This is a genomic window from Sphingobacterium sp. UBA3549, from assembly GCF_002376635.1.
In the GTDB taxonomy this organism is placed as follows: domain Bacteria; phylum Bacteroidota; class Bacteroidia; order Sphingobacteriales; family Sphingobacteriaceae; genus Sphingobacterium.
The window spans coordinates 31,204-57,304 of sequence record NZ_DFOE01000024.1; the positions used below are offsets into that span (position 1 = coordinate 31,204).

The following is a 26,101-nucleotide window of genomic DNA, read 5'->3' on the forward strand; positions in this document are numbered from 1 at the left end:
ATGGATAAGATAAAATTTAAGCGGGCGATAGATGAACTTCTATTACCACACAAGTTTGTTAGAAATAAAAATACTTGGATATTAAAAAAGCCTGAAATAAATAAAGTAATTTCAGTATATCAATCAAATTATTCTGATACCTATTATATTGATTATGGGTTTATTATTAACAAGCTTGAAATGAACGATCTTAAAATGCACGTCCTTAAACGCCTAGGAACGTCAGATTATAATGATCAACTTCTTATTAACAGAGTACTAAGTTTAGATAGCTCTATGTCAGAGCAGGAGAGAATTAGTCAATTAAAAGTCTTTATTGAAGATAAAGTCTTGTCAGTTTTGGAAAGGGTAAATACCGAATCTGATTTATTGGTATATATTCAGAGCTTTCCTAATTTAAATATGATTCCTCTTGTAGTTAAGAATTATTTCCGCTTGACCAATCGTAAAAATGTTAAGAGATGGGTAACTAAAATTTTATCAATTTTCGATTTCAATAAATCATAAAAGTCGAAATACAAATCAGGTGACTTCATTTTCGATTGATCATACGTGGAATATGTTGTTTGGGAATGACATGAAAAATAACATTGCTTTTACAACAAATACTGAATCCGGAAATCCTGGAAAATCTCATCGAAATGCAACTTTCAAAACTGAGGTGGGGGCTTTTATCAAGGCTTATCAAAGTAGTCGAGGAAATAATAATAATTTAATAAATGATTTTGTAAAGCGAATGAAATCTTATGGAATCAAAGTTACAGTCTCAGAAAATTAAAATATGAAGAAAATAATTATGTATTCGCTGGTATGGTAGACTTACCTGTTTTGGTAGTCTACCCTTATTGATTAAAATTTGCTTAACAAAAGATAATTTTAAACAGAATATTTTCATTTTTTTGAAGAAATGATGGTATGATTCGTCAAATATAGGGGGATAATTAGCTTTTTGAAGATTATCAGTAATTTGTTTATGATTAAATTAATATCTTAGTTTTGAACTCAATTTAAATTATGATCTCAATTAGACACATAAAAAAATCCTTTGTAAGCGATTGTTCTATTACTATTTGCGAATTATTGCTTTACTTAAATGTTAAGCATACTAGAAACCTGTAGCAAGTCAACTCTATCTGGTGGTTTGCAGATCTGTATATGTTCGTTGTCAGGAGGTATTTGCTATCCGTAATCCATATTGGACGCTATACTTTTAGCGCCTATTTTCCAACTATTATAAAAAAACATATGCGTTTACTTCATTTATTGTTATTTCTCCTAATTTCTTGTCAACTTCTATGGGGGCAAAAGAACGTCAAGCTTAAAATCCACCTTGAAGGTATGCATAAAGAGGTATTTAACATAAATTTCGATGATGGTCTCGTGCAAGATTTTATTGATGCTAGTCAGAAAGATACCTTGATTCAGCTAGAGAGACTCACTTATACACCTTATCCAAGGATCTTAATTTCTTATAAAGGCAAATACTATAATTATCTTATTAACAAGCAAACTTCTACCATAAATATACATTATGATCCAAGTAAAGCGGATTTTCCATTTTATTCTGACCAAACTGATAATATTACACCGATATATGATACAGTTTCAAGTCCCATTTTTCGCGAATTAAGAAGCTGTCTAAAAACAGAGCGATTGCAACTTATTGATTTATATAGCAAACATGGATCTGAAATTCGCACGAATGATTCAGTCAAGTTTGTGCTGAGGAATTTAACTAAAGAAATGAATTCAAAAACAATGGAGGTATTAACGTCTTACCCAGACGATTTTTTTTCTTTTTTGTACTTTAAAGAGCAAGTACTCATTCCAACACTGTTAGTCGAAGATGATTCTGAATACTATAATAATCTATTGGCTTACTATAACCGCACGTTTCCTCGCGAGTTTAGACTTACCGTTGAAGGTAAACAGATCGTCAAAGATATGGAACAAAAAATTACTCCAATACTTATCAAAGAAGGTGAGATAATGCCGGATATTTATTTTAAAGATATTTATGGGGATACAATTTTTTTTAAGAATCAACGGGAAAGCTTTGTGTTACTGGATTTTTGGGCAAGTTGGTGTGGGCCTTGCCTAGAGCAAATCCCTGACATAAGACTTTTACGTAATACTTTTTCCGAGGACTTGTTGAAGATTGTAGGCATTTCAATAGATCGTGATTCAGTAAGCTTTTTAAAAAGTATCAAAGAAAATGAGATGAGCTGGGTTCACAGTTTTGATCGAGGAGGTGTACTTAGTGGTTCATTAGGTTTTACCAGTATTCCAAGGATAGTACTGCTGGATCGAAATGGTAAGATTGTGTACTATAAACATGGAGGACGTATTGATATGCAGAAGATAAACGCCATACTTCGGGAAGACTAATGTCAGTTTAATCAATTTTCTGGATGGGCAGCTTGCTAACAGGTGTTCTAAGTGCTCTGTGTCTAATTCTAATTAAGTTTTGTAAGCTTTAAGTGTGCTAAGAGCCTGTAAAGTAACTATTTTGGTAACTTCATAAGTAGTTCCTTTGCAGGTACTTCTTGAATTTTACCATCAACTTTTACCACCAAACTTTCACCCTTTGCAGCACTTTCTTCTGCCAATTTTCGTAAAGCCTTTTGAACTCCTAAACGAATTCGTTCAGCAAGATTGATATTTTCACTATTTACCTTATCGTTCATTATGGTATTTCGATTTTAGTGTTGACCAAATTTCGCTATTTGAAACGAATTCTTCAAATTTATCACTTTGAGCAATTATTTCGGGTATTAGATCCATGGTAACACGGTGTAACTAGCGGTTGTTTTTCCTGCTCCGTTGCAGCCAGAGATAATGTAGATATTTGGCATATGCTTTTTTTGTAAAATAGCGAAAATTGATCAAATTTTAATTTCTTATTTAAAATTGGTTATTTCAGTAGCGATAGTTTACTCACTTCAAAAGCGGAAGGAGCACAAAGTTCGAGTAGGCTTTTTTTAACAGCCCTACAGTTTCCCCTAACCAGTCCTATTTTCAAACTCATACTTTAGCCATATCAATTTATAATCATCTTGAAAGTTAATAGCTGTAAACATATTAATTCAGCATAAATAATGTATATTCGACTTGGGTATTAACCTTGCTCTATTGAAAAGTATCAAACCATGAGAGTAACCAGTACCAATTCCAGCCTTCCAATAGCAGCCAATGTTGTTATCCGCACCAATGTCTTTAGCGATATAGGAGCGAGCTATGTCGATTTCTTTGGCGGTCGCTCTAATAGCTACGAGAAAAAGGTTCAGGAAATTTAAAAGCATATTATTCTGTGAAATTTATTAAAAGAGATGAAAAGCCTGATTTTAATAAGTAGTGTTTTGATTTTGCTATGGCAAAATCAAAAAAAAGAGGTGTATGTCTTAAAAGATGCAGAAGGGAATGTTGGTATTGAGTATAATAAAATTGATAAGGATGTTAATATAATAATAAGTGACGAATTGGTGAAAGATAACTCTGATAAAAGAGCAATAAAAATGTATTTAGCATCTTTTTTTAATACGAATAATGATGACCTAAAAAAGGACTTTAGTAAGCTATTTAATATAAGTATGTATGAGTTTGCTAAAAACAATAAAGAACAAATCTGTAGAGTCATTTATTATTTAGAACACATTGATCATGGTAATTTGCCAGAAATATATGGCTTGGAAGCATATAAGTTATTTGACATTTCGGATTTGAAACCAGAAATATCTAAAATAGAACAGTGTCTAAATAAAGGAAAAATTCTTAAAATCATATATGAAAGTGAAGAAGATTCTTTACCACTTAAAATTCCGGAAAGAATACCTTTATGATTAATTTAAGAACACATACGAGTTCAAATTTTGAAGTCGCTTATACTTTTAAAATTGATGGTTCGTTTAATTATGCGCAGGGTGGTAATGGACAACATTTTGTTTCTATGGGTATAACTAATCCAATAGATGGATATATTCATAACCACTTTGCTGGGGGGATTCCTAATTTGATGGTATGAGTGAAGTGAGCGCTTATGAAAGATCATTTCTTGAAAGTATTCAGGGTAATGGAATGCAATTATTTAAAAAGGATTTGTCAAATGGGAATTATGATCCTATCAAGGTGCCCAATGGAGCTATAATACCCGATCCATATTAAATTTAATAAAAATGATAAGGATGAAAAAAGCAGCAATTTTATTTATGATGGTTTTAATTACAGGATTTGTTTTCTCCCAATCTAAGGATAATAGAAATGAATCAGGTAGACACCTCAAGCCAGCTGGGTTAAATAAATTTTACGGTACCTGGAAGTATGAGGGGCAGCATGGAGTGTTTACTATAGTTTTAGTAAAAGAAGAGTATTTTAACAAAATTAATGGTGATAAGTTAGATTTCGCAGTTGGTTACCATTCTTATAAAAAGAATGGTGCGTTGATCGATGGTTATGATGTTGGTGGTAAGAATACCATAACTACCGGATCTTTTGATAAAAAAATAGATAATGAAAATGTATTATCTTTTCGATTTAGGGAAACTAAAAATCGTGTTAATGCCCGAGGAACATTGACTTATGTCAAAGGAAATCCTGATAGACTAGTTTTAAGACTTATATTAGCGGAAGGTGGGGGAATGATAAGTATAGATGGGAAAGGTGGTCAATATAAACTTCACGTTCCGAATAATATTGAGTTGAAAAGAGTTAAATAGAAAAAAAAGGTTTACAATGCAAGCGATTGATATTTAGATAACTACAGGTTAATACTAATTAAATTGCTTATCTATGTAATTTATAAAGAAGCAATTTTTTAATCTAAATTAAGCTTAAAGAAGCCGTTTAAAGTGGTTGACCAACGTTGATATTTGCCTTAGCCCTAAGATTTGTAAAAATCTTGAAAGTTAATAGCAGTAAACGTATTAATTCGGCATACCACGACCAATATAAGCCTTCCAGTTGCAGCCAATGTTGTCATCCGCACCAATGTCTTTAGCGATATAGGAGCGAGTAATTTAGATTTTTTTGGTGTAGTTCAATTTATTAAAGCGTTTTGCTGAGACTTTAAAATAAACTGTGTCAAGGATAATAAGTAGAAGTATTATTTTTGACATAGTAATTATGAGTATTAAAGAAAGCGATTTTGATTCCATGAAGGATAAAGCCCTGGAGCAGTTATGCAGCGGAGAATCACTTTATGGGTAGAACGTAGCTTTTTGCTCCATTAATGAAGAAGTTTTTAGAAGTAGCGTTAGAAGCTGAAATGGAGAGACATATGGACGCGGCCAAAATTAGAAGCCTACCTCTTAATGTAAATTCATAAAATTACCGATTATTAATAAGTTATATGATGAGCTTATTGCTATAAACGAAGTAGAATTGTTAGGAGATCTCGATCAAGAAGCAGATTTGGACGTATAATTCTCTGAGATTATTGATGTAAAAAAATGCCTTAGCTTATTTAATAGCTAAGGCATTTTTTTCTTGATCTAATAGATCTTTCCAGATCTGAGTATCTATTTTTGGCTTGATGTTTTTTACAGACTTAATAGCAAACAAGCTTCGTTTTATTGCATTGATCAATGTCTTCTGAATACTGTAATAGGAGAGGCCTTTAGCACTTTCTATTAGCGCAGTTTTCGAGACCTCTTTATCGAAAATAAATTGGTCTTCCTTGAGTACCAAATTGATCATCTTTTCTATTTGCTCTTTTTCTGGTAACTCTAATGAAATCGAAAGATCAAATCGACGAAGTAGCGCCTCATCAAGCATATCTTTCTGATTGGTAGCTGCGATCACCATACTACTTTGAGGCAGATAATCAAATAACTGCAATATCGTATTAACTACCCGCTTCATTTCGCCATGATCTTGGCTGTAGTCACGTACTTTACCAAGAGAGTCAAATTCATCGATAAAAATAATACAGTCTTCCTGGGCAGCTTTACGAAATATCTTGGCAAGATTTTTACTAGTTTCACCCAATTTTGATGAAACAATAGCTCCAAGGTTGACAACGATCATCAATTTGTTGAGCTCACCAGCGATGACATAAGAAGCTAATGTTTTACCACATCCCGATGGGCCATATAGCAAAAGCTTATTCGAGATCGGTAGATTGTATTTGGATAATAACTCACTTTGACGATGTTCCTCCAAAAAATTATTTAATTTATCTGCAGCATCTTCGGTTAGTACCAAATTATTGAGTGTATAATCTGAAGTGAGCTTTTCTAAGATTAACTCATCAGTCTCTCTGTCTTGTACCGTTTGATAATGAGTAGGGGAGCCAACCTTCATTAAATGATTGTTCTGCTTACGTAGAGAATCCTTTAATAGCGATTGAAGCTGCAAAGCAAAATTGAACTTTTTGGTGTTCTTGTTATGTTCAATAAATTCGTTCAACGTAGACAACAGTTTGTCCTGGTCATTTTCCAACCCAAAACGCGCAATGTCTTTTATATAATCTTGTTGACTCATTGTATTAAACTTTTAATGGCTTATCCATTTGGATATATGCAAATATAACAAATATTAAATATTGATATATTGTTACAATGTTATATTGTTTGATAGTTATCTCACGAAATACGAATAAGAGCCTTCGATTAACAAATAGTTCTTGAATCTTTGAAAAATGCAATAATTTAAAAGAATTCTGATTTATATTCTACTATGTATAACAACTTTCGAAACAAAACATGTCAGATATTTACTACTTAATCTTATCAATCTCCTTATATTTTGGGACTTGAAGATAAGTTTGGATAATTGAGTTGGTCGTTAATTTATACTGTTGGAGCAAAGAATCAATATTTTCATAATTTAAAGCTCCTAAACCATATCTGCTATTTAAGGCTAATAAATACTGCTGAATATTATGTTTAAATTCATTAAGTTTTGCCTCGCTTATACAGCGAGTTTGCTCACTTATATTAACATTATTCTCCAATATATTATTCTTCTGAAGCGTGATCGCAAAAAAATCTTTTTGGGGATAGTTTTTCTTAAACCATTCTATCGAACCTAATAATTGATGAATATTATCTCTTGTAATTTTATCATGCGTAGCCATTGATTTAGCTTCCATGACGAAGTAAGTTTCATTTTCCAATACCCATAATCCATCGGGGCCGTTTCCTGTCTCGTGTTCTGGACTACTAGAATTAAAACCTAGAAATCTCCCAATGTCTACCAATGCTTTTTCGAATTTTTTAAATGAGATATCTGGGGAATATACCAAAGATTTTAATATATCATTTACCGTAAATACTAAATCATTATAAGTGCCGAATTTTGCAATATAATTGTACGCATTTACTGATTGATTTTTATTTAATTTGCTTTGTTTAAACTTATAAGGTACCTGCGGAACGAACATTTTCGATGAAGTTTCACTTGCTATAATTTGTAAATTGTTTGATTCTAGTTTATTATGGTAATGTTCTAGTTGAGCAGCAAATTGATAATACCACGCTATTTCATGATCTTTAAGTTCGTTATTAAATTTCTTTTCTCTGTCATTGATAATTTCGTTTAAAATTACAGCTGTAGCATCTCTGTAATTTCTTCTCTTATATGATGCAATAGCCTTTTTTTCAATTTCAGCTAGATTGACAAGCTTATTTGATACGTTTTTTGCATAACCACTTTTTAATGCCATGAAATCAGTATGGAATTCGTGCCAATCTTTGTCTTGGTTTAGACACGCTTCCGCTGCTTTGTATATATCCTCAAATAAAATGGGCTTTTCTGATATATTTAACAGTTCAAATCCCAATTCAATATGTTTCTTTCCAACTTCTGTGAAGAAGTTTAAATTCTTTTTAAGACCTAAGAAAGAAATCAGATCATTACCAATTAAGAATACCGTGCAGAAATCAGCCCCTGATCTCGTCGCTCGTCCCAATCCCTGTTCAATAATTTGCGCTTTTTTGCTACTCAGTAAATCTTTGAGAACGTTTTCAGTATAAAGCTCCTTAACAGAATTATACGTTGGTAAACCATCAATTACCAATATCCTACATAAATCGTCATATAGATCTAGCCCCTCGTATCTATTAGCGATTACGTAAAGATTACCTTTAGAACTTGCTAGTTTCGCTAATCCACTTTCAATAGTCGACTTTTCAAGAAGTGTTGCTCCTAAATCAAGCCATGGTTTAGCTCTATCATAACTAGGTACTAGAATTACTGTGTTTTCTTTTGAATGGCGAAAAGTATCGAGTACATATCCCATTGCATCTTTTAAAGACAAACTTGTATCATACTTTTGAGGAGCGAGAATTAACCGTTTGCCAATATCATTTCTATTTTTAGGAACTATTGGATTAAGAACTGAATCGAGGCAAATGCCTAAATCTTTGATTAAATCATAATCATCTTCAAATGTTGCGCTTAGTATAAAACGGTGGTTTGCTTCATCATACGATTCAATGAAATCGTATGGTACATGAATTGGTTCAAACTCTATGGAATTGCCTGATATATAGCAATCATATAGATCTGGAAAGGATTTGAAAAATTCGTAGGCAAAGTAATTTTTACTTTCTTCCATTTTACTTTCAGCTTCTATCAAATCTTGAATTGAGGCTTTAAAATGATCGAATGACCAATATGGAATTTTGATAGAAGTATTTGGTTCGCGACTTACAAGAGATCTAAAAAGTCCTGGATGTTGATCTTTGATTGCTCCTTCGAATATTTTAAATATATTTTCTGCGGTTGAATTTCCATCTCTTGAAAAAGTAAGAGTAGTTTGTTGTCTAGCGATGTCCAAACATTTGTGTGCATCATCAATTAATAAAGCGCCCAAGCTTATGTTTTGTCTCTTAAATATTGATTTTCCGTTAAAAATTTTGTGGAAGCTTGTAACCAAAATAGATTCTCCATTCAAGAATGGTAATGGAAGTTCAGATCCCTGTATATCACAAGTAGGAACCCCGTAATTCTTAGATAAATTTATGGTTTGTTGAACTAATTGACGGTCTGGACATAAAAAAACGGAAGGCATGCCTGTCTCATTCATTTTTGAATATAGCATAAGTAGGCCCGTTAATGTTTTTCCTGAGCCAGTATTCATTTTGCATAAAATATCTTTTTGTGCTCTTCGATTCTGATGCCATTCATTTAACACTTCTTCTTGAATTCCTCTTAAATACCCAAATCCAGGTTTATATGGACATGTACCATACAATTCAATAGGGTCAACTTTTTTTTCGGATTTTTTTATGGAAGAAAGCTTATTCTTGAAAATACTCATAATTTATTTAATAATAGTTCAAATACTAATACATGTTATTTTAATTGTCATAACGCTTATACTTGTTAATAGTCGATCAATTGTCTTTTACGACCTATTGAATAATTAACGGTTCAACTACATTTCCGAACCAATTTTGTAATGTTGTAATTGCAGTTGGTGATAGCTCTTGGGTAAATAATAAAGTCAGTCGTTTTTTTGGCCGTGAACATGCAACATAAAATAAATTTCGATTTCTTTCGAAGGAATCTTGTTTGCCTTTAGGTATACCATTTGTTGCCCATTCTAGCATTTGATTCCAGTTATAGTTGTTCCAACCCCTCCCAAATACAACCAGAACATTTTCAAATTCGGCACCTTTAACTCCATGTTTTGTTGAAAATAAAGTCTTATCATCGATATATTGCAAAACATTAATAAGCTCTGAATATGGAATACTTCTTATATTTTTAATCTTTTCTCCAAATACAATTTCTTGTTCTGTTTGCTGTTCTATAGCTTTCTGATTTATTTCAAAAAGACGTTTTTCTTTTTCTTCTATCCTTTTTGATATTCTGGGTCTTTTCGTTTCTTTTAAAATATCTATTACATTGCCTATTGTTCCATTACTGCGAGCCTCAATTAGTCGTGTCATATCAGAGTGCCAGACTTCTTTATCAACATGTTTTCTAATACGAGGTGCATTCATATTAAAAGCGTTTAGCATTTCGCCGTATTTTTTATTATGGAAAGCTACTGATCCGGGTTCAACTACATCAGATAAAAATGAAATATAATCATCATTCTTTTTCAAATAATCATCTGTATCACTGAATACTTGAAATATGTTTTGATAATTTTGCTCTGATGCCAATACACTATTTGTAAGCATTAATACTTTTGTTGTGTCCGCAGCTATATTCCAACCTTTTTCTTGTATCTTAGTAATTGTTTTTGATAGATAATCGTGTGCCGTCACTTCTGGTAAATCATCTTTCCAATGGTTGCCGGTTCTTCTTTCACCAGTATAATTGTTGGAATGATATACTAAAATTTCACCTGTTGAATCAGGATCAGATTCATGTTGTTCTAACTCTGGCCTTATTTTATTTAATGCTTTAACGATCAATTTGTCTGATCTGAAATTGGCTTGTTTACCTATAACTTCAAGCTTACCTTCTGTTGCAGTAATTAGACCACATGAATTGCTGCCATAAATTTTTTGCCAGTGATCTCCAAAAAAACCAATTAGAGGTCCCTCTTCCTTTTCAATAAAATTTTCAACAATTGCATTAGCAAGATTTACGTTAGTATCTTGATATTCATCTATAAAGATTACAGGAAATTTATTTGTAAGTATTTTTTGAAATTTTTTGTCATTAAGTAAATGTGTCAAAAGCTTTATAACATCATCATGATGTAAAAATATTTCATCTGTTGTTATTTTTGGGTATCCTAAGTTGTATATTACTGTTTGTTGAGTTATGCCCCCTACCTCTTCAATTCTTTCTTTCCACCGATCGGTTAGATTTGGAATTTGCGCACGTATTGCTTTTTGGAAATCTTTAATCACATGCCATCCAAAAGCATGAATTGTTTCAGCGAAAATAATTGGGTTGTTATCTGTACGTGATTGTATTTCTTCTTTTGCAACATTTGTATAAGTTATACATGCTATTTTTTTGTTGGAGCGTAAGAAACTATCGCTATTATTCTCGATTTGATGCTTTAAAGCTTTAATTAAGGTGTAGGTTTTTCCTGCACCTGCACCAGCTTCAACTAAAAAATTTTTATTAGCATTTAAAGAGGCGAAAACTTTTTCAATACACTCAATCGAAGCCTTTTCAGCAGGACTCATATCTTCTACTTGTTTCATTTCGTTTCTTCTATTACAGTTGCTATTACTTTTTGTACTTCAGGGGCTGGAGTGTTAGGATGCTGAGCTAACCATTGTAATCCTTCAATAAGGTAATGAGGAACATTCCACTCTTTAACTTCTAAAGCATATTTTAATGCGAAATCTGTTTTTTCATCATTTTTGGGAGCATTTTCATATGCATTGAGAGCTTTCTCAATATCATTATCACCAGATAGTGTACATAGTTCAATATTGGCTAACATAAACGCATCTTCATAACTCCTTGCACAACAATTTTTGCCAGGTTCAGGGATTTGATATGCAATTCTCCTAAATCCGTTAATTTTTTGTTCAGGAGTTTTTGCCATTAAGTCAGCGAGCGAAATATGTCCTTTGGCTTCTTTGTTAAACCAGTTCTTGATACCAGAATTACTACTGTGGGTTGCACCATCTACTTGATGAGAAGAATAGACTGTTTGATCTTTATTATTTTTATCTTTTGTGACTGTCGCTTTTACTGAGTCCAAATCTGTTATTAAAACCGTTCTTAATTCAAGGAAATCAAGAAATTTATAAAAATGATGCATATATGCTCCGCCTACTTCAATCACAGATATATATTGTGGGTTGAGTTTAGGTGTATTTGCGATTGCTAATGAATCTATTTTTTCGATTATAACAGGCATTAGGATGCGCTCTGTAGGCCCTTCAATTAAAATTGCCTTGTCTGCAAAATATAAATCACACTTTGTAAGAGTTAGATATTTATGTAAAAATTCTTTATCCTTTTGTAATTCTGGGTTAACAAATTCATTTCTTAAATCTTTTATTCTGGTTTCTCTCTGTTCGTTTTTAGAAGTCAGAAAATAACGTATGGCATCAAATTTAGCTTCATTTGCTATATGAGTAGAATGGGTAGTTACTACAAACTGGACAGGCCATGGGATATTATTGTTTAATGTTTTTGAAAACTCAGATGCTATCTCATTTAGTTGTTTTATAAATACCTGTTGCATTTGCGGATGCAAATGAGCTTCTGGTTCTTCAATAAAAACTATATAAAGACCGTTTGCTATTGGCCTGCTTTGCCAGTCTCTGAAGAACTCAAATAATTGGAAAAGAATGTAAATTAGATTGCGAGATCCTAATCCATTATAAGTTTCAGGAAGAAATAATCCGTTCCCCTGACTATATCTTATTTTTGTATGGCTGTCAAGTATATTAGCTACGTCTAGAGTTGTTTCAGTACTCAAATTAGGATCTGCTAATCCTGGATAACCAAATATTTTTAAGGCTGGAAGTAATTTGTCAAGCTTCTCATTAAATTCAGTATCTACGGTTTGTTGGATTTCTTTGACAACGGTTTGCAAAGCTTCTGACTTTTCTTTCATATCGGCCGGAGCAGTAGTCGCATTTGCCGTTTTGAATAATTTAGATAAAACCTTTCCTAAAACATCTTTTTCTGTATGGGTGATATCATCAAGACCACGTTGGGCATTTATGAATCCAGCGCCTAAAAGCTGTCTAAATTTTGAATATTCCATTAATGCTAGATTGGTCTCATCATTTGGATCTTGTGCAAAAACTTTTACTTCATGAAATTGTGGTATTCGCTCTTTCAGATTTTTTAAAAATTCAGAAATACTTTCTGGACTATCGTCGGGAATACCATAGAAAAATGTATCTATTTTACCATCTTGTAATTGATATTTTATAATAATTACTACTGTTGTAGATTCTGGATCTAAATCAATGATAAAATCTCCAAGTATACCCAAGTCAATAGCTTCAGGATTATATTCAATAGTAAACTTAATTTCTATAGTAGGGAGTATTTTTCTAATTTCATCCTGCTCTTCTTTTTTTAGATGGAGAATCAATGCTTCCTTAAATTTTTCTACGGATGATATATTAAAATCATACAAGCTAAAAGAAGGAGTTTTATCAGACAGAAGTCTTCTAAAAATTTCTGTTAAAGAAGTTTTGCCGGAATTGTTTCTTCCAACAATTACTGTCGATTTTTCTTCAAGTGTAAGTTCGATACTTTTTAAAAGTCTGAAATTTTTTATTTCGAGTTTTTTTATTTTCATTTTTATATCTTTTATAATTAATTTCCAATCACCTCCACCATACTCTTCCCGCTCTGCTGCTTACTCACTTTAATCTGTACAGGGATCCTCTCGGTCATTTCCTGCACGTGAGAGATGACACCCACTTTACGTCCCTGATTGTGCAGGCGTTCAAGAGCATCCATTGCGATATTAAGTGTATTGGGGTCTAACGAACCAAAGCCTTCGTCAATAAATAAAGATTCCACTTTCATGCGGCTAGATGACAAAGAAGCAAGGCCTAATGCCAAGGCAAGCGAAACCAGAAACGATTCGCCGCCCGAAAGAGAGTATACCGTACGCACTTCATCGCCCATATCCTGATCTACTACCTGAAGAGCCAGAGAAAGAGGTATCCGTTCAATTTTGTACCTGTTGGTCAGTGCTTGCAAATGAATATTGGCATAGCCCAATAACACATCGAGCGTATATTCTTGGGCAATCTGACGGAATTTTTTACCGTCGGCCGAACCGATGATTTCATTCAGTTTGCTCCAGTTATCTTTGATAGCTTCCTGCGCCGCTATACGTTCCAGCAAGTCACCAATATTCTGTTTATGCACAGCATCTTGTTGTAGGCGGAAGCTGTTTTCCCCTTTTTTGTGTTTATTAGTTTCCAGAGCCGATTTTGCTACGGCATTGAGATCGATGAGTTCCTCAACTGCTCGGTCGGATATACTTTTTTCTTTGTGGGTGTCTAAAGCATGTTTTCGTTCTGAAAGAACACTGGTAGCTTTGGTCACTTCCTCGTCTATCGTTTGTAATTCCCCACGTTCTGTAACCATCCAATCGTTGCTCAGTGACAATAAATCATGGAGTTCCTCAATGGTTAACGATTGACTGTTCTTTGTGTTGAAATCGTCAAGCCAACCCTGCATTTTTTCCAATGCATTTTGAGCGTCGGCTTTTAAAGCTGTTATTGAAGCGGCCAATTCATCGTATTGGGTTTGGGCTTTGGTGCTGTTGATATTGAGTCGTTCTCTGGTTATTTTAAGTTGATCGAGTTGCTGCTGAGCATCGTTTATGGCTTGCTTTAGCTTGGTCTCCGTTTCGCTTGCAGATTGACCTCCAAATATCGAATTGCGCTCTTGATATAATGCTAGATACAGTTTATTTTCCACAATATGAGTTTCCGTTTTTTTGCTAACATCTGAAGCAAGACTTTTAGCTTGGTGTTCCAGTTGGCTTATCGTGGCTTCGAGTGCTGTATGTTGACGGTTATATTGATCGATCCTTTCGCTTTTTTCTTTCCAATCGCGGGCAAAGGTTTCAATACGCTCAACGAATGCTAGAGGTGAAGCTTTCCAATTTTTCATCCATTCTGGAGCGGTGAAATAGGGGGAGAGTAGCCGTTCAACACTCTCTAAATCACGAGTTGCCTTATCACGATCTCTCGTATGGCTGCTTTGCTGTTCTTTATAAACAGCCAGTTGGTTTTGGATGTCTTTGAGTTGATTGGCAAGGCTATCCGTCTTTTCTTTCAGTTGGTCTATTTGTGTTTTGCCAACTTCTATTTGTTGCTTTTTCTCTGTGTAAGCTTGTATTTGCGCTTGCAGATCACCCTGTTTGATTTTAAGACCCTGTAATTTTGTTTCAATCCAAGCTGCTTTTTCAGCACTGACTATGGCCTTACTTTCGTCGGCAATATCAAATTGTTCCCAAATTTGCTTTTTAGAGACTAATGCTACTTGCCTTGCTGCAATTTCTTCACTTTGGCGCTCAATGTTTTGCTGCAGCATCTTACTTTCCTGTTCCAGGGCTATATAGAGGTTATTGCTCGCGTGATAGCTCCGATCATGTTCCTCGAAGGATTTTTCCAGTTTCACCAATACATTTTCCAATTGCGGATTATGAAGCACATAAGGATGACTTATGCTTCCGCAAACAGGGCAAGGCTCGTTATCCACTAAAGCCGCCCGCAATGTTTCTACGTTTTCGGTCGATGCCAGACGAGCTTGCTGTAAAAGCTGCTGCGCCGTATCGCGTTGTGCCTTTTCCAACGGCAGCTGCTGGGCTAAGTTTTGTAAAGATTCCTGTTTTGTTTGAAGGTCAGACTTATCATTTGCCTGTTTTTGGTTTAGTGCTTCCAATTCCGTAAGTGCACCATAAAACAGTTGCCAATGCGCCTGTGCTTTTATAGTGTATTCAACCTGTCTGTCTGTTTCGGATTTTTCTAAGCCTAAAGTTTCGATAGGTGTTAATTGCAACTCTTTGGATAGCAAATCATTGCTTTTCTTTAAAATTTCCAGGCGATCTAACTTTTGCTTCCAATCAGAGTCTATCATCGAACTCTTGGTTTCGTCTTTATCATATTTATCTTGTATTTGTGTCAACATAGCGGACGATTGCTGCGCTATTTCTAAAAACTGCTGCGCATCCTTTAGTTTCGACAAGATGAGATCTTTATTTTCCGCAATCGGGCTGCGGTATTTGTTGTCTGCTTTCCAGTCGGTGATATCTTTTATTTGATTAGCAAGGTTTGCAAACTCCTCTTGTTTAGCCTTCTGTAAGGTTTGATGTTGATTATTGGCTTCAACAGAATTTTCAGCTTCTTCTTTAAGTTTTTCTACCTGTTGTTTTTTCTCCACCAGCAGCGTATCAAGTCTTCTAGCTTGCTCCAGTAGGGGAAGGGCATCGGTTAGCGCTTTGTCTTTTTCTGAAAGATTGATTTCGGCCAACTCCAGCTTATTTTTAAGCTTTTCTTTTTCCTCCTGTAGGACGGTGATGGCTGCTTTAATCTGTGCGAGGGCTGTTGTTTTTTCAGCATGCTGCTGTTGAGCATTTTTCAATGCATCCGCCCAGCTTTTTGTCTGCTGTGCTTGCTCAACAGTTTTCAGTTTTTGTCTGCGTGGCAGGGCAGCGCTTTGAACCTCCTTTGCAACATTTAATGCTGTGTACGCTAGATTAAAGTTAGATTGCAAATTAGCGATTTGTTCGTACCAAGAGATTTCAGTAGTAAGTTTTTCGATTTCCTTTTCTAGACTTTTGATCTCGATTTCCAATGTTTCCTGTTCATCCGACAGCGCCTTCAGTTCATCGTCGGTGAGCGTAATGATTTCGTTTTTCCGAATATTAAGCTCTCGCAACAGCACTTCTTCAGCTCTATATTTTTCATAGATCTTTTTCGATATTTCCGAATAAATATGAGTGCCCGTCAACTTTTCAAGCAGCGACGCTTTTTCACCCTTATCAGCCTTCATAAAAGCTGTAAAATCGCCTTGAGCGAGTAACACAGACCGGGTAAACTGATCGAAATTTAGACCTACCAACCTCGCAATTTCACTTAACGTTTCAGCTTTTTTCGCTGGAAAATCGATATTCGTAGTTATATTTTTCAACGTCACAGCATCAGATTGCATGCTACCATCCGCTTTATTTCTTGCACGCCTAACACTCCAAGTAGCACGATGATATTGTTCATCAATACCAACAAAATCAACCTCAGCAAAGCCATCCGCGGTACCATCGCGCAAGATGCTCCGCACATCACCCTGATTGAGCGTACTACCTTCGACATCTCTGATTTCGATACCAGATTCTTTCGCCTGCAGATACCGAGGTGTCTTTCCGTAAAGAGCAAGGCACAAGGCATCTAGTATCGTAGATTTTCCAGCGCCAGTAGCTCCCGTAATCGCAAATATGCCAGCGGATGATAATGGCTCTGAAGTAAAGTCAATTTCTGTTACTCCCTCTAGGGAAGCTAGGTTTTTAATTCTTATAGCTAATATCTTCATTCTACTCGGCTGTTTGATTGACTTCTTCCACTACTTGTTGAAAAAGATGTAGGATCTCTTCGGGTATGGCACTGTTATATCTCGTACGGTATATTCTTCCAAATACATCAATCGGCTTTAATTCCTGCAACTGCTCTGAAGCGATGAGTTGATGTTGCACAGTTTTGGAGTCAGGATACTTCACATCAATTTTCGCAAGTCTCACTTTCTTCTTCTGCAATGTCACCTCTACCTTATGCCTCAATGCTGGTTCAGGACCTTCTAAAAATACACGAACTTCCAGATAAGGTATTGTAGCTTTGTTAGCTTGATCAGAAGGAGGTAGTTGTTCAAGCAAAGCAATGACATCATGTAAAGGTTGGTGTTTTAACGGAACTCTCAGCAGCGGTACAAACAATGGTATCTCGATCGATCGTAGGTTACGCATCTCGTCGTCGAGATCAAACGCGATGACTTGGTGCTTGTAGTTAATTTCTGAAAAGGACATAGGCAGGGGACTGCCAGCATAACGCACATGTTCTTTACCGCCTATTTTTTGCGCCTTATGAATATGTCCAAGAGCAACATATTTTATATCATCATGAAATGTCGTAGCCGGAATACATTCTACACCACCCATAATTGGTCTTTCTGTTGTATCTAGCTCAGTTATTTCAGCATGGTGCGTATGTAGATGCCCCATCGATATAATGATTTGATCGTCCTTAATTTTTTCTTGCGCATAGTCAAATAACTCTTTATAAAGTGCGGTTACACCCTCTGTATAGGGGTTAGAGCAGTCAGGTATAGTTGGGTAATCTCCCATACGCAGGAATGGTACAGCAAGGCAGTATATCTTGATTCTTCCAGCCTGATCATATATCGGTACAATCAACTTTTCATAATCTATTTTTCCTTCCGCATCTTTCTCAACCAATCCAACAATATGAATTTTTGAAGACAGGAGTAAAGGCTTTGGCGCCTCCAGGCGAGATGCAGAGTCATGATTTCCGGCAGTGATTATAATTTGTAGATCTGGGTTTCTAGAAGTAGCTTTATTCAAGAAGGAATAAAACATTCTGATCGACTGAGCCGACGGATTTGATATATCAAACACGTCTCCGCTAATAAGCAGTACATCAATTTTTTCATGATGCAATGTTTCGACCAGCCAATCTAAGAATTGCTGATGTTCATAGGTGCGATCATATTCGTGAAATAATTGGCCAATATGCCAGTCTGCTGTATGAAGAATTTTCATTGTTAATAAATGGCTAGTTCATAAATCGTCCTTTTGAACTCGTTTTTATCACGACGGAAAAAAGGTGTGACGGTCTAATAATATGTGAGTACAATATAATAATTGTAATTTAAAACATAAATTTTTTAAGCATAATTTTTACAGTGTTTAATAAAAGAATTACATGAAAAAGTTCTTTCAATTATTCTAGGGAAAATTACAATGTGAAATTTTAAATTTTTTACGGGAAACCATATTTGGCTATATATATTTAAATAAATTCTAGAACAACAGTAAACCAGCAAAATTCTGTTTGGTTGAGATAGGATCGAAGTTGTAAATGCATTGAAGATTGACTTTACAGTTTCAGGCATTTTAATTAATTTCGAAAATTGAACCTATATTCAAATGAGAGAAATTAAAATGTTGTATCCCCTTAAAGATAGAATGATAGAAGTTTCAAAGTTTAAAAGTGATAATTAAAAGAATGAATTTAAGGATGTTGCAACTTTTTATAATCTGGATAGGACTGACAAAGTTATCGAAAAGGTATTAAATGAATGTAATTTTAACCATCCAAATTATTTACCATCTAATGACGATTTAAAAACTGAATGCGGAAAATTTGAATATAGCTTCCCTAGCTAAAATCGTAAAAAAATATCGCAAACCTAAAAAGATTAAAGATGCCAGAAGAAACTCATGAACCCTTTATAGTATCAAGCGAAGCTCCAAGCAGGCTTTCTGAATTACATAGTAGTCACCGAAAAACAGTTATTATAAAAAATCTTGACTTTGGCCAAAAAGCGAGATTATACAATTTAACATGTGATGTATTGATTATTAAAAATTGTACATTTAATCTTTACTTCAGATTAGAAAATTGTAAAATACTTTCTATAGAGATTCGAAATACGACGTTCGAGAATGTTTTGTCTTTTGGAAGGGAGTCACAAATTGGGCAAATTTACTTAAATACAGTTAAGGTTTTCAATTCATTAAACTCATATTGTAGATTTACACATTTTAATTGTTACGAATTACATGCAAAAGAACTTAATCTCATAAATAGGGAAGGGGAGTATGCAAAAAATCTAGAGGAAATATACATATATCTTCAGGATAATAATATTAAAAGTACGAATATATCAGTTTTCGAGAGGGATATTGAAGTTGAATTGAAAAACAATATTTTCAAGAATTTCTTGGTTAAAGAAACCAAACAATTATCCTTCATTATTAGGGATAACAATGTATTGAACAACGTCACGTTAAATGATATAAACAATCTTCAATTTAATGGATTATACGAATCACCCATTGGTAAGTTGGAGCTTAATGGCTGCGGTATAAGTCAATTCACAAATTATTTAGAACGTGGTGATGAAGACTATTTTGAAGATAATAGAATAGGGGAGATACATCTAAATAGCTGTACTGCCCTTAAAAAGATAAACTTAGACATTCCCAGGCCGCTTAAGCTTTACATTGAGGAGTGTAAATTCGACCAACCATTTCTAATATCCTCTATCTACAAAGATATACATATTACTCCAACCTATGTGAGTATAGGAGACAAAAATTCGGGCGATATTCTTATTGAACATTTCAATATACATTTGAGCTTTTGGGGAACAAATTTTTCTAATATCACGATTAAACGTTCCGGAATTAATGCATTAGAATTTGAGACATTTGTTAATCATGGTAAGATAAACTTTATAGATTCAAAGACTGCTTTACCAAACTTTGTAAAAGCCAATAGCGATACGAATTATTTAACGGCAAAAGATTCCATTCTAGACAACATCAACTTTCATTTTTTTGATCTTAATACGTTTAGACATATACAATTCATCAATACAAATATATTAGGGATGAAGCTGTTTCATTATCCTATAAAATTGGCTAATTACTCAGAGAACCTTAATCTACTACCTTGTTTAGTTGACGAACGAGACTTTAACATAAATGCCAAGTTTGCTTACAATCAATTCAGATTGCTAGCTGAGCGCAATGGCGATACTGATAAATCCGTTGAGTATCGAGCTTTAGAACTAAATTACTTACGTAGGACTAAAAGTAATGAAGCTGACAGGATGTTACTATTATTAAATGAGGTCTCTAATTGGCATGGCAGAAATTGGTTGTTAGGAGTAGCCTTTACTTTAATTGCGAGTATGATATCTTTTGTCGCATATCAAGCCTCGTTACACATATTTGATTTTTTTGATTCAAACTGGCCTAGAGAGTACGTTCGGTATATTGCCACTTATCCCAAGTTACAATTAGATGGATATTCTGAAAATGCAAATTTCTTAACTGATATAGCCAGATTATTCGGTATCATCTTTATGGGATATGGTATCTTCCAAACAATATCAGCTTTTAGGAAATATAGTAGGAAATAGGTATCATCAATCGAAGTCTTTTTTAAAATGTGAGGGATTTGAATAAAAATTGATAAGATTTAATATTTATATATTCTCTTTCCACTTTCTTGTAATTTTATTATTTCACGTATTTTAGAGATATCTCTATTTTGAGATTCGCAAAAACGAATCATGTCATATTCTATTTCACGTTGAATAATTAGAGCTGTATCGGATATTGATTTAATTCTTTTGCATAAATCATTAATTATTTCCTTTCTCTTATTATAATAATCTAGCTCCTGCTGGATTTCAGATAATGATTTATGAATTAACCAATTTCTTTCTATAAGGAAGGGATTCATTATTGCTTGCAATGATTTATTAAATAGTCTATTTTGTTTGGCCGTCTTTATTGCTTTCCCTAAGGTGAAACTTTGAAGTTCCTTTAAGAAAATATCAGCTTGCGCAATATTCGCATTAGGATTCAATTTAAGAGTGATCCAGAATGATAAGGCTTGTTCTACGACTTGAATTTTCCATATTGCTTCTCCTGTATAAGTATATAATGAAATTTCATCTTCATTAGCGGATATTGATTGTTTTTCTTTAGTCATTACTGTTTGGTTAATTAAAGGATTCTATTTTATTCTTTTCAAAATAACAAATTATGCTGTAATTCAAAAACAAAGCAGTGGCGAAGATTTGCCGCACTATATAAAAGCTAATATAACCAGTATATGCTTTTGCGATAAAACTATTCATTTTGATCCTTTCATAGGTGCAGCCTATGTATTTAAACTTCGTGATGCTTCTAGAAGAGAAGTTAGCTTAAAGCCATACCTTCTAAAATTTGCTTCTGAGGTTACCAATAGGAGAGAAGTTCTAAAGGATATTACACTTTTTTATACAATGGATAGAAATATATTTCTGCATGTTGAAAACGGTGTACTAGCCATCGAAAAGTTTTCTGTTACCGTATTTCTAATGATAGATGATCTAAGCACAAAAAAATATTTTATATTGACGGATCAGGTGTGGATGATCATGGAGGAACTTTTTGATAAAAGACGGTTGTCTTTATCCAAGAGTGGGTTGATCTGGAGTACTTGTGAGGCTGACAATAATATTAGATGAAGTAAAAAAGCATTTCGGAATGAAATTATTATCAAGTGGCAAGTTTTGAACAACATTTTCAACGAAAATGAACAACTATTATCTCAAAATAATTTACGATCTTTACACTAGATGAATGCCCAAAGACGGTTATTTAGCCCAAGCGGACATCTAGCCAAAACTGCCCCCCTTTTCGGTCATAAGGGAGGCTTTTTTTCTTTAATTATTTACCTTGATTTCTTATAACGCCTGATAGATCATCAGCTACGGTTTCCCGTAAACCTAACTTCTTTCAAAGTCATATCTTAGCCTTAAAGTTTGTAATCATCTTGAAAATTAATATCTGTAAACATATTAATTCAGCATAAATAATGTATATTAGACTTGGGTATTAATCTTGCACTATTGAAAAGTAACAAACCATGATAGTAACCAGTACCAATTCCATCCTTCCAATAGCCGCTAATCTTGTCATCAGCACCAATATTTTTAGCGATATAGGAGCGAGCTGTTTAGATTCCTTTAACGGTCGCTCTACCAGCTATGAGAAGAAGATGAAGGAAATGTACAAGTTTGTCAACGAAACTCTTAAGCAACGAGCTCATTCAATTCGTGCTGATGCGATTATTGGGCTTAGTGTAGATAGCTATTGCATTTATCGAATATTTCATTCTCGGGAATTACTATATCAAATGGATTGCCATCTCGGTTATTGAACAATAAATTTAGAGCAAGCCGCAAAAAAAATACGAAAGTAGAATGGTTTAGCTTTGAAGGGAGGAATTTGGAGTACAGTTATTAAAATGAGAGATATTTATTTTGTATTTTTGTAAGTGAATATTGCAAATGCATTAAGTTTACCATTTCTCGTATTTCGTGTAAATATCTGGATGGCCTAAATGAATGAAAATACATTCAGTATTAATATTGGATTAATGAACAATAAACTATATGGATATAAGTCTAAAACTTACAAATAGCGAAGACGTCTTATTGCGTGTTAAATTAGACGAAAACAGTCCAAAAGACGGAAGTGTGGTATTCAATTTATCTTCTGTTTTAGATGGTAAAAGCCTCTTAAAATTAAAATTGGAAAATGACAAACTAACAGTTTTAGAAAAAACAATTGATTTTGACGAAGACATAGATCGCCTAAAAGAAATACTTGAAGAATTTCTGGTGCAATCAAATCCCAATCAACAGTTTGGTGCTGAAGATACTGAAACCGAAGAAGAGGATGATGAAACGCCATATGACCCTGACAAAATTAGAGTCGATACTAAAAGTTTTTCATTGCACCAGATTTACGATATGATAAATCGTGGTGATATTAATCTTACTCCTGACTTCCAAAGAAACCTTGTTTGGGATAATCAAAGAAAATCAAGGCTCATTGAGTCGATCTTAATGAGAATTCCATTGCCTATGTTTTATTTCGCACAAGACGATGAAGGAAGGATTTCTGTTGTCGATGGGTTACAGCGTTTAAGTACCATAAGGGATTTTATGGATAATAAATTTCAACTTCGAAAACTTGAATATTTAGGAGAAAAATGTGATGGTAAAGTTTATGTTCATACTGATCCTAAGAAAGCCATAGATGCAAAATACTATCGATGGTTTAATATGACACAAATAACTGTAAATGTTATTGATCCTTCATCGCCTTTTAAATTAAAATATGATATTTTCAGAAGAATAAATACTGGAGGACAACCCTTAAATGCACAGGAAATTAGAAATTGTTTATCAAGTGACGAATTGCGTAGTGCGCTTCGCGAGATGGCAAATCTTCCAAGTTTCAAAATGGCAACAGGCTACAGTATCAAAGACGTCCGCATGGAAGCTCAGGAATTAGCGTTGAGATTTATTATGTTTCATCGAAAATATACAGCAGACAATACGCTTAATAATTATAGTGGAAATATAGAATCTGAATTAAATACATTAACAGAAGCACTAAGTAAGGACAAAAAGTTTGATTACTCACATTATATTAATCTTTTTGACAAAGCAATGCAAAATGCATACTATTTATTTGGAAGGTATTCGTTTAGGAAATGTAAAGTTGAGCATGTAAATACAAGTGCATACCGCCAATTAATTAATAAGGCGCTATTCGTTAGTTGGGGAGTATTGCTAGCTGAATATGATCTTCATTCATTACAAGCTTCAAATGACTTTGAGTCATTTTCTCTACTATTGGCACAAAAAGTCAGCAATGAACACGAACTATTCTTATTCTTATCTTACAGTACTAACTCTAAAGCCAATATCCAAGCTGCATTCAAAGCTGCCGAACAACTAATCAGCGTTAACTTGAAATAATGAATTATCTAAAAATAAATCAATTCAAATGCTTTATTGATGCGGACATAAGTATCAATAAGCTAACTGTTATGGCCGGAGCAAACGGAAATGGTAAGAGTACTACGATACAAGCATTACTTTATTTTAGGAGAACCATTGAACATTGTGGCGAATGGATAAATGAGAAATATGTCCTTAATAAAGTTAATGGCATGAATGTTCCTTTGAACGGTGTTTATTGTTTAGCTTTAGGAAGTAGTAGTTTCGTTTTGAATAAGAATGCTGAAGAAAATGAAATTACTCTTGGTCTTTTTAATGAGAAACAGGAAATTTTAGTCACCTATGAGGTGGACAATAGAGATGCTAAACTCTATTTATCCCCTAGATCTCCACAGAAGACAGAGATTACCAACTTTGCAATTTTCAAGCAAGAATTTTATTATCTCAATGCTGAACGTATAGGTCCCCGAATTAATCAATCACTACAATTTTTCGATTATCCGAATGCAGGTTGGCAAGGTGAAACAACAGCACAGGTGATCGGGCTTGAAAATGGTTATTATAAAATCGATGACGAAAGAAAATTTGCTCAAAATCAATCCAATTATATAATTGACCAAGTTAACAACTGGCTTGACTTCATTATGAAAGGAGTGAAAATCAAAGTTGAAACCAATCCGAATACGTTAACTTCACAAATCCTAATTGAAAACCAATATACAGTATCTGATCCGACACTTTCCACCAATTTAGGATTCGGTATAAGTTATATTCTTCCCATTTTGGCTACAGGTTTAATTGCAAAAAAAGGGTCATTCTTCATTATTGAAAACCCTGAAGCTCATTTACATCCGTCCGCACAATCCAGGATAGGCAGATTTTTAGCAATGGTCGCAAGTAATGGTGTCAATGTAATTATTGAAACTCATAGTGACCACTTGGTGAATGGAATACAATTAGCTGTCGCCGAGAAAAAGATTGATTATAATGATGTTACGATTAATTTTTTTCAGCATAGCATCGACTCCTTACAGCCAGAGGTACAGCCAATTACAATAACATCAAATGGGGAACTGTCTGATTGGCCTTCGGGTTTCTTTGACCAGACACAAATTGATTTTGCCGAACTGTTTAATCTTCGAAAAGGATGAGAAATTTCTTCTTGTTTAAAGATGCGTTACACACAGCAACGCTTGAAGATTTCGAAATAGGTGTATCATCATTAAATGAAGTTGTTGCAAATAGGGATTCAAAAAAAGATAGGTTTATTCGGTATGAGGATTTTTGGAGCCAGGAATCATCTCATGGTTTCTTTTATGAACTTCCCGAAAAACTTAATAAAGAATATATTGGATTGACTCTAAAATTGTTCAACTCATTTGTACCTATTCCGATTGATATATTAAATGAAGGTGACTATGATATTTTGTATGATGGTGATTGCAATGGTTTCAAAGGCTTTGATTTTGCCCCTACAACTGTTTCAGCAAACAGACAGGTTACTGGCTTAACTAGTTTTAATCTTTTTAAAGGTAATTGTGCAAATCAAAAGGGCTACGCGTCATTAGAAGCATTCTGGGCGCATAAGGAATCTTTATTTCCTAATATTATATTCTGTGAAAGGGTCTGGGATCAGATATCACACCTATCTGTCAACGATGATAGGTTCAATTTGATCAATGAAAGATTGAAAAAGTTGAATTCATTTACGGGTCTATGGAAAACAGGAAACTTTGAATACAAAAATCTTGGACTGGACAATTCGCCCGATACTCCTACGAGAATAGCGAATACACTAGCACTTAGAACGTTTAATTGTCCTAATATCGGAAATAAAGTATTTAGCCTTCATATTAAATGGAGCCATGGACGGGAATTTTTCCGGCTTTATTATTATCCAAATCAAAGTGACCACAAGGTTTATGTGGGTTACATTGGCCCAAAAGCCGATATTGGTTTTTAGATCTTTGAAAGATCGAAGATACGATAGAGTTCACGAATCAAGATTAATGGCATGAAAAGCTTTTAGAATTTTAAAATAAATGAGGTAAGAAATATCCATTATAAGTGACTGGATTACCGACGAGATATCGAAAGAGTCCGAAGAACAATACGGTTATTTTATCATTTTGTTTATCCTGGGTAT

Annotated in this window: 21 protein-coding genes and 1 pseudogene; 14 read left to right on the plus strand and 8 right to left on the minus strand. The window is 34.0% G+C overall.

The window, feature by feature from the left end:
- The 3 genes from B2W36_RS12120 (at position 1) to B2W36_RS12130 (ending at position 2,388) form a co-directional block, all read left to right on the plus strand.
- Complete coding sequence (locus B2W36_RS12120; protein WP_293887900.1) at positions 1–507, plus strand: DUF4304 domain-containing protein; 507 nt, start codon at positions 1–3, stop codon at positions 505–507.
- Positions 508–577: 70 nt separating this feature from the next.
- Positions 578–778 (plus strand): hypothetical protein, encoded by a 201-nt coding sequence (locus B2W36_RS12125; RefSeq protein WP_286776843.1) that lies wholly within the window; start codon positions 578–580, stop codon positions 776–778.
- A 560-nt stretch (positions 779–1,338) separates the two neighbouring features.
- Positions 1,339–2,388 carry a TlpA family protein disulfide reductase gene (locus B2W36_RS12130; protein ID WP_293887901.1) on the plus strand — a complete coding sequence of 350 codons (1,050 nt, stop codon included), beginning with the start codon at positions 1,339–1,341 and terminating at the stop codon, positions 2,386–2,388.
- 116 nt (positions 2,389–2,504) lie between these two features.
- Here B2W36_RS12130 and B2W36_RS12135 read toward each other — a convergent pair whose 3' ends face one another.
- Positions 2,505–2,687, minus strand: a complete 183-nt coding sequence (locus B2W36_RS12135; protein ID WP_293887902.1) for a hypothetical protein — start codon at positions 2,685–2,687, stop codon at positions 2,505–2,507.
- Between the two features lie 462 nt (positions 2,688–3,149).
- Between B2W36_RS12135 and B2W36_RS12140 the strand changes: the two genes are divergently transcribed.
- From B2W36_RS12140 to B2W36_RS22710, 5 genes and pseudogenes are all read left to right on the plus strand, one after another.
- Positions 3,150–3,296, plus strand: coding sequence for a hypothetical protein (locus B2W36_RS12140; RefSeq protein ID WP_293887903.1), 147 nt, complete (start codon positions 3,150–3,152; stop codon positions 3,294–3,296).
- A gap of 33 nt (positions 3,297–3,329) precedes the next feature.
- On the plus strand, positions 3,330–3,839 hold the full coding sequence (locus B2W36_RS12145; RefSeq protein ID WP_293887904.1) for a hypothetical protein: 510 nt from the start codon (positions 3,330–3,332) through the stop codon (positions 3,837–3,839).
- Positions 3,836–4,021, plus strand: coding sequence for a hypothetical protein (locus B2W36_RS12150; protein ID WP_293887905.1), 186 nt, complete (start codon positions 3,836–3,838; stop codon positions 4,019–4,021). The genes B2W36_RS12145 and B2W36_RS12150 overlap by 4 nt, the downstream gene beginning before the upstream one ends.
- A 160-nt stretch (positions 4,022–4,181) precedes the next feature.
- Complete coding sequence (locus B2W36_RS12155) at positions 4,182–4,712, plus strand: DUF6705 family protein (protein WP_293887906.1); 531 nt, start codon at positions 4,182–4,184, stop codon at positions 4,710–4,712.
- Positions 4,713–5,118: 406 nt separating this feature from the next.
- A pseudogene (locus tag B2W36_RS22710) lies at positions 5,119–5,278 on the plus strand (IS256 family transposase); the annotation flags it as partial.
- Positions 5,279–5,454: 176 nt separating this feature from the next.
- Here B2W36_RS22710 and B2W36_RS12160 read toward each other — a convergent pair.
- The 6 genes from B2W36_RS12160 to B2W36_RS12185 all read right to left on the minus strand — a co-directional run bounded on the left by B2W36_RS12160 (position 5,455) and on the right by B2W36_RS12185 (position 18,178).
- Positions 5,455–6,477 carry an AAA family ATPase gene (locus tag B2W36_RS12160; RefSeq protein WP_293887907.1) on the minus strand — a complete coding sequence of 341 codons (1,023 nt, stop codon included), beginning with the start codon at positions 6,475–6,477 and terminating at the stop codon, positions 5,455–5,457.
- A gap of 235 nt (positions 6,478–6,712) precedes the next feature.
- Entirely contained in the window at positions 6,713–9,259 is a 2,547-nt protein-coding gene (locus B2W36_RS12165; protein ID WP_293887908.1) for a DEAD/DEAH box helicase family protein, read from the minus strand.
- A 94-nt stretch (positions 9,260–9,353) separates the two neighbouring features.
- Positions 9,354–11,114: a UvrD-helicase domain-containing protein gene (locus B2W36_RS12170; protein ID WP_293887909.1), complete on the minus strand. Its 1,761-nt coding sequence runs from the start codon at positions 11,112–11,114 to the stop codon at positions 9,354–9,356.
- Complete coding sequence (locus B2W36_RS12175; RefSeq protein ID WP_293887910.1) at positions 11,111–13,186, minus strand: AAA family ATPase; 2,076 nt, start codon at positions 13,184–13,186, stop codon at positions 11,111–11,113. Before B2W36_RS12175 ends, B2W36_RS12170 begins: the two co-directional genes overlap by 4 nt.
- A 17-nt stretch (positions 13,187–13,203) precedes the next feature.
- A complete protein-coding gene (locus B2W36_RS12180; protein ID WP_293887911.1) occupies positions 13,204–16,938 on the minus strand; it encodes an AAA family ATPase in 3,735 nt (1,244 codons plus the stop codon).
- Between the two features lies 1 nt (position 16,939).
- On the minus strand, positions 16,940–18,178 hold the full coding sequence (locus B2W36_RS12185) for an exonuclease SbcCD subunit D (protein ID WP_293887912.1): 1,239 nt from the start codon (positions 18,176–18,178) through the stop codon (positions 16,940–16,942).
- Between the two features lie 665 nt (positions 18,179–18,843).
- On the opposite strand from B2W36_RS12185, the gene B2W36_RS12190 reads away from it, so the two are divergent.
- The gene (locus B2W36_RS12190; RefSeq protein ID WP_293887913.1) at positions 18,844–20,568 is read left to right on the plus strand and encodes a hypothetical protein; all 1,725 of its coding nucleotides are present in this window, start codon (positions 18,844–18,846) and stop codon (positions 20,566–20,568) included.
- 59 nt (positions 20,569–20,627) lie between these two features.
- On the opposite strand, the gene B2W36_RS12195 is transcribed toward B2W36_RS12190, so the two are convergent.
- Positions 20,628–21,146, minus strand: coding sequence for a hypothetical protein (locus tag B2W36_RS12195; protein WP_293887914.1), 519 nt, complete (start codon positions 21,144–21,146; stop codon positions 20,628–20,630).
- Positions 21,147–21,441: 295 nt separating this feature from the next.
- Between B2W36_RS12195 and B2W36_RS12200 the strand changes: the two genes are divergently transcribed.
- From B2W36_RS12200 to B2W36_RS12220, 5 genes are all read left to right on the plus strand, one after another.
- Positions 21,442–21,666 (plus strand): hypothetical protein, encoded by a 225-nt coding sequence (locus B2W36_RS12200; RefSeq protein ID WP_293887915.1) that lies wholly within the window; start codon positions 21,442–21,444, stop codon positions 21,664–21,666.
- Between the two features lie 401 nt (positions 21,667–22,067).
- The gene (locus B2W36_RS12205; protein WP_293887916.1) at positions 22,068–22,361 is read left to right on the plus strand and encodes a heavy metal-binding domain-containing protein; all 294 of its coding nucleotides are present in this window, start codon (positions 22,068–22,070) and stop codon (positions 22,359–22,361) included.
- A 235-nt stretch (positions 22,362–22,596) separates the two neighbouring features.
- The gene (locus B2W36_RS12210; protein WP_293887917.1) at positions 22,597–23,973 is read left to right on the plus strand and encodes a DUF262 domain-containing protein; all 1,377 of its coding nucleotides are present in this window, start codon (positions 22,597–22,599) and stop codon (positions 23,971–23,973) included.
- Positions 23,973–25,106, plus strand: a complete 1,134-nt coding sequence (locus B2W36_RS12215) for an AAA family ATPase (RefSeq protein ID WP_293887918.1) — start codon at positions 23,973–23,975, stop codon at positions 25,104–25,106. Before B2W36_RS12210 ends, B2W36_RS12215 begins: the two co-directional genes overlap by 1 nt.
- Positions 25,103–25,918, plus strand: coding sequence for a hypothetical protein (locus B2W36_RS12220; RefSeq protein ID WP_293887919.1), 816 nt, complete (start codon positions 25,103–25,105; stop codon positions 25,916–25,918). The genes B2W36_RS12215 and B2W36_RS12220 overlap by 4 nt, the downstream gene beginning before the upstream one ends.
- Positions 25,919–26,101 lie beyond the last annotated feature (183 nt).

What these genes read in the sequence shown, in the direction of transcription:
- B2W36_RS12155 (WP_293887906.1), top strand. Translation starts at nt 4,182, where the DNA reads ATGAAAAAAGCAGCAATTTTATTTATGATGGTTTTAATTACAGGATTT.
- B2W36_RS12200 (WP_293887915.1), top strand. Translation starts at nt 21,442, where the DNA reads ATGGATAGAAATATATTTCTGCATGTTGAAAACGGTGTACTAGCCATC.
- B2W36_RS12165 (WP_293887908.1), bottom strand. Translation starts at nt 9,259, where the DNA reads ATGAGTATTTTCAAGAATAAGCTTTCTTCCATAAAAAAATCCGAAAAA.
- B2W36_RS12120 (WP_293887900.1), top strand. Translation starts at nt 1, where the DNA reads ATGGATAAGATAAAATTTAAGCGGGCGATAGATGAACTTCTATTACCA.
- B2W36_RS12205 (WP_293887916.1), top strand. Translation starts at nt 22,068, where the DNA reads ATGATAGTAACCAGTACCAATTCCATCCTTCCAATAGCCGCTAATCTT.
- B2W36_RS12210 (WP_293887917.1), top strand. Translation starts at nt 22,597, where the DNA reads ATGGATATAAGTCTAAAACTTACAAATAGCGAAGACGTCTTATTGCGT.
- B2W36_RS12220 (WP_293887919.1), top strand. Translation starts at nt 25,103, where the DNA reads ATGAGAAATTTCTTCTTGTTTAAAGATGCGTTACACACAGCAACGCTT.
- B2W36_RS12190 (WP_293887913.1), top strand. Translation starts at nt 18,844, where the DNA reads ATGCCAGAAGAAACTCATGAACCCTTTATAGTATCAAGCGAAGCTCCA.
- B2W36_RS12170 (WP_293887909.1), bottom strand. Translation starts at nt 11,114, where the DNA reads ATGAAACAAGTAGAAGATATGAGTCCTGCTGAAAAGGCTTCGATTGAG.
- B2W36_RS12195 (WP_293887914.1), bottom strand. Translation starts at nt 21,146, where the DNA reads ATGACTAAAGAAAAACAATCAATATCCGCTAATGAAGATGAAATTTCA.
- B2W36_RS12135 (WP_293887902.1), bottom strand. Translation starts at nt 2,687, where the DNA reads ATGAACGATAAGGTAAATAGTGAAAATATCAATCTTGCTGAACGAATT.
- B2W36_RS12125 (WP_286776843.1), top strand. Translation starts at nt 578, where the DNA reads ATGAAAAATAACATTGCTTTTACAACAAATACTGAATCCGGAAATCCT.
- B2W36_RS12160 (WP_293887907.1), bottom strand. Translation starts at nt 6,477, where the DNA reads ATGAGTCAACAAGATTATATAAAAGACATTGCGCGTTTTGGGTTGGAA.
- B2W36_RS12145 (WP_293887904.1), top strand. Translation starts at nt 3,330, where the DNA reads ATGAAAAGCCTGATTTTAATAAGTAGTGTTTTGATTTTGCTATGGCAA.
- B2W36_RS12130 (WP_293887901.1), top strand. Translation starts at nt 1,339, where the DNA reads ATGCATAAAGAGGTATTTAACATAAATTTCGATGATGGTCTCGTGCAA.
- B2W36_RS12175 (WP_293887910.1), bottom strand. Translation starts at nt 13,186, where the DNA reads ATGAAAATAAAAAAACTCGAAATAAAAAATTTCAGACTTTTAAAAAGT.
- B2W36_RS12150 (WP_293887905.1), top strand. Translation starts at nt 3,836, where the DNA reads ATGATTAATTTAAGAACACATACGAGTTCAAATTTTGAAGTCGCTTAT.
- B2W36_RS12180 (WP_293887911.1), bottom strand. Translation starts at nt 16,938, where the DNA reads ATGAAGATATTAGCTATAAGAATTAAAAACCTAGCTTCCCTAGAGGGA.
- B2W36_RS12185 (WP_293887912.1), bottom strand. Translation starts at nt 18,178, where the DNA reads ATGAAAATTCTTCATACAGCAGACTGGCATATTGGCCAATTATTTCAC.
- B2W36_RS12140 (WP_293887903.1), top strand. Translation starts at nt 3,150, where the DNA reads ATGAGAGTAACCAGTACCAATTCCAGCCTTCCAATAGCAGCCAATGTT.
- B2W36_RS12215 (WP_293887918.1), top strand. Translation starts at nt 23,973, where the DNA reads ATGAATTATCTAAAAATAAATCAATTCAAATGCTTTATTGATGCGGAC.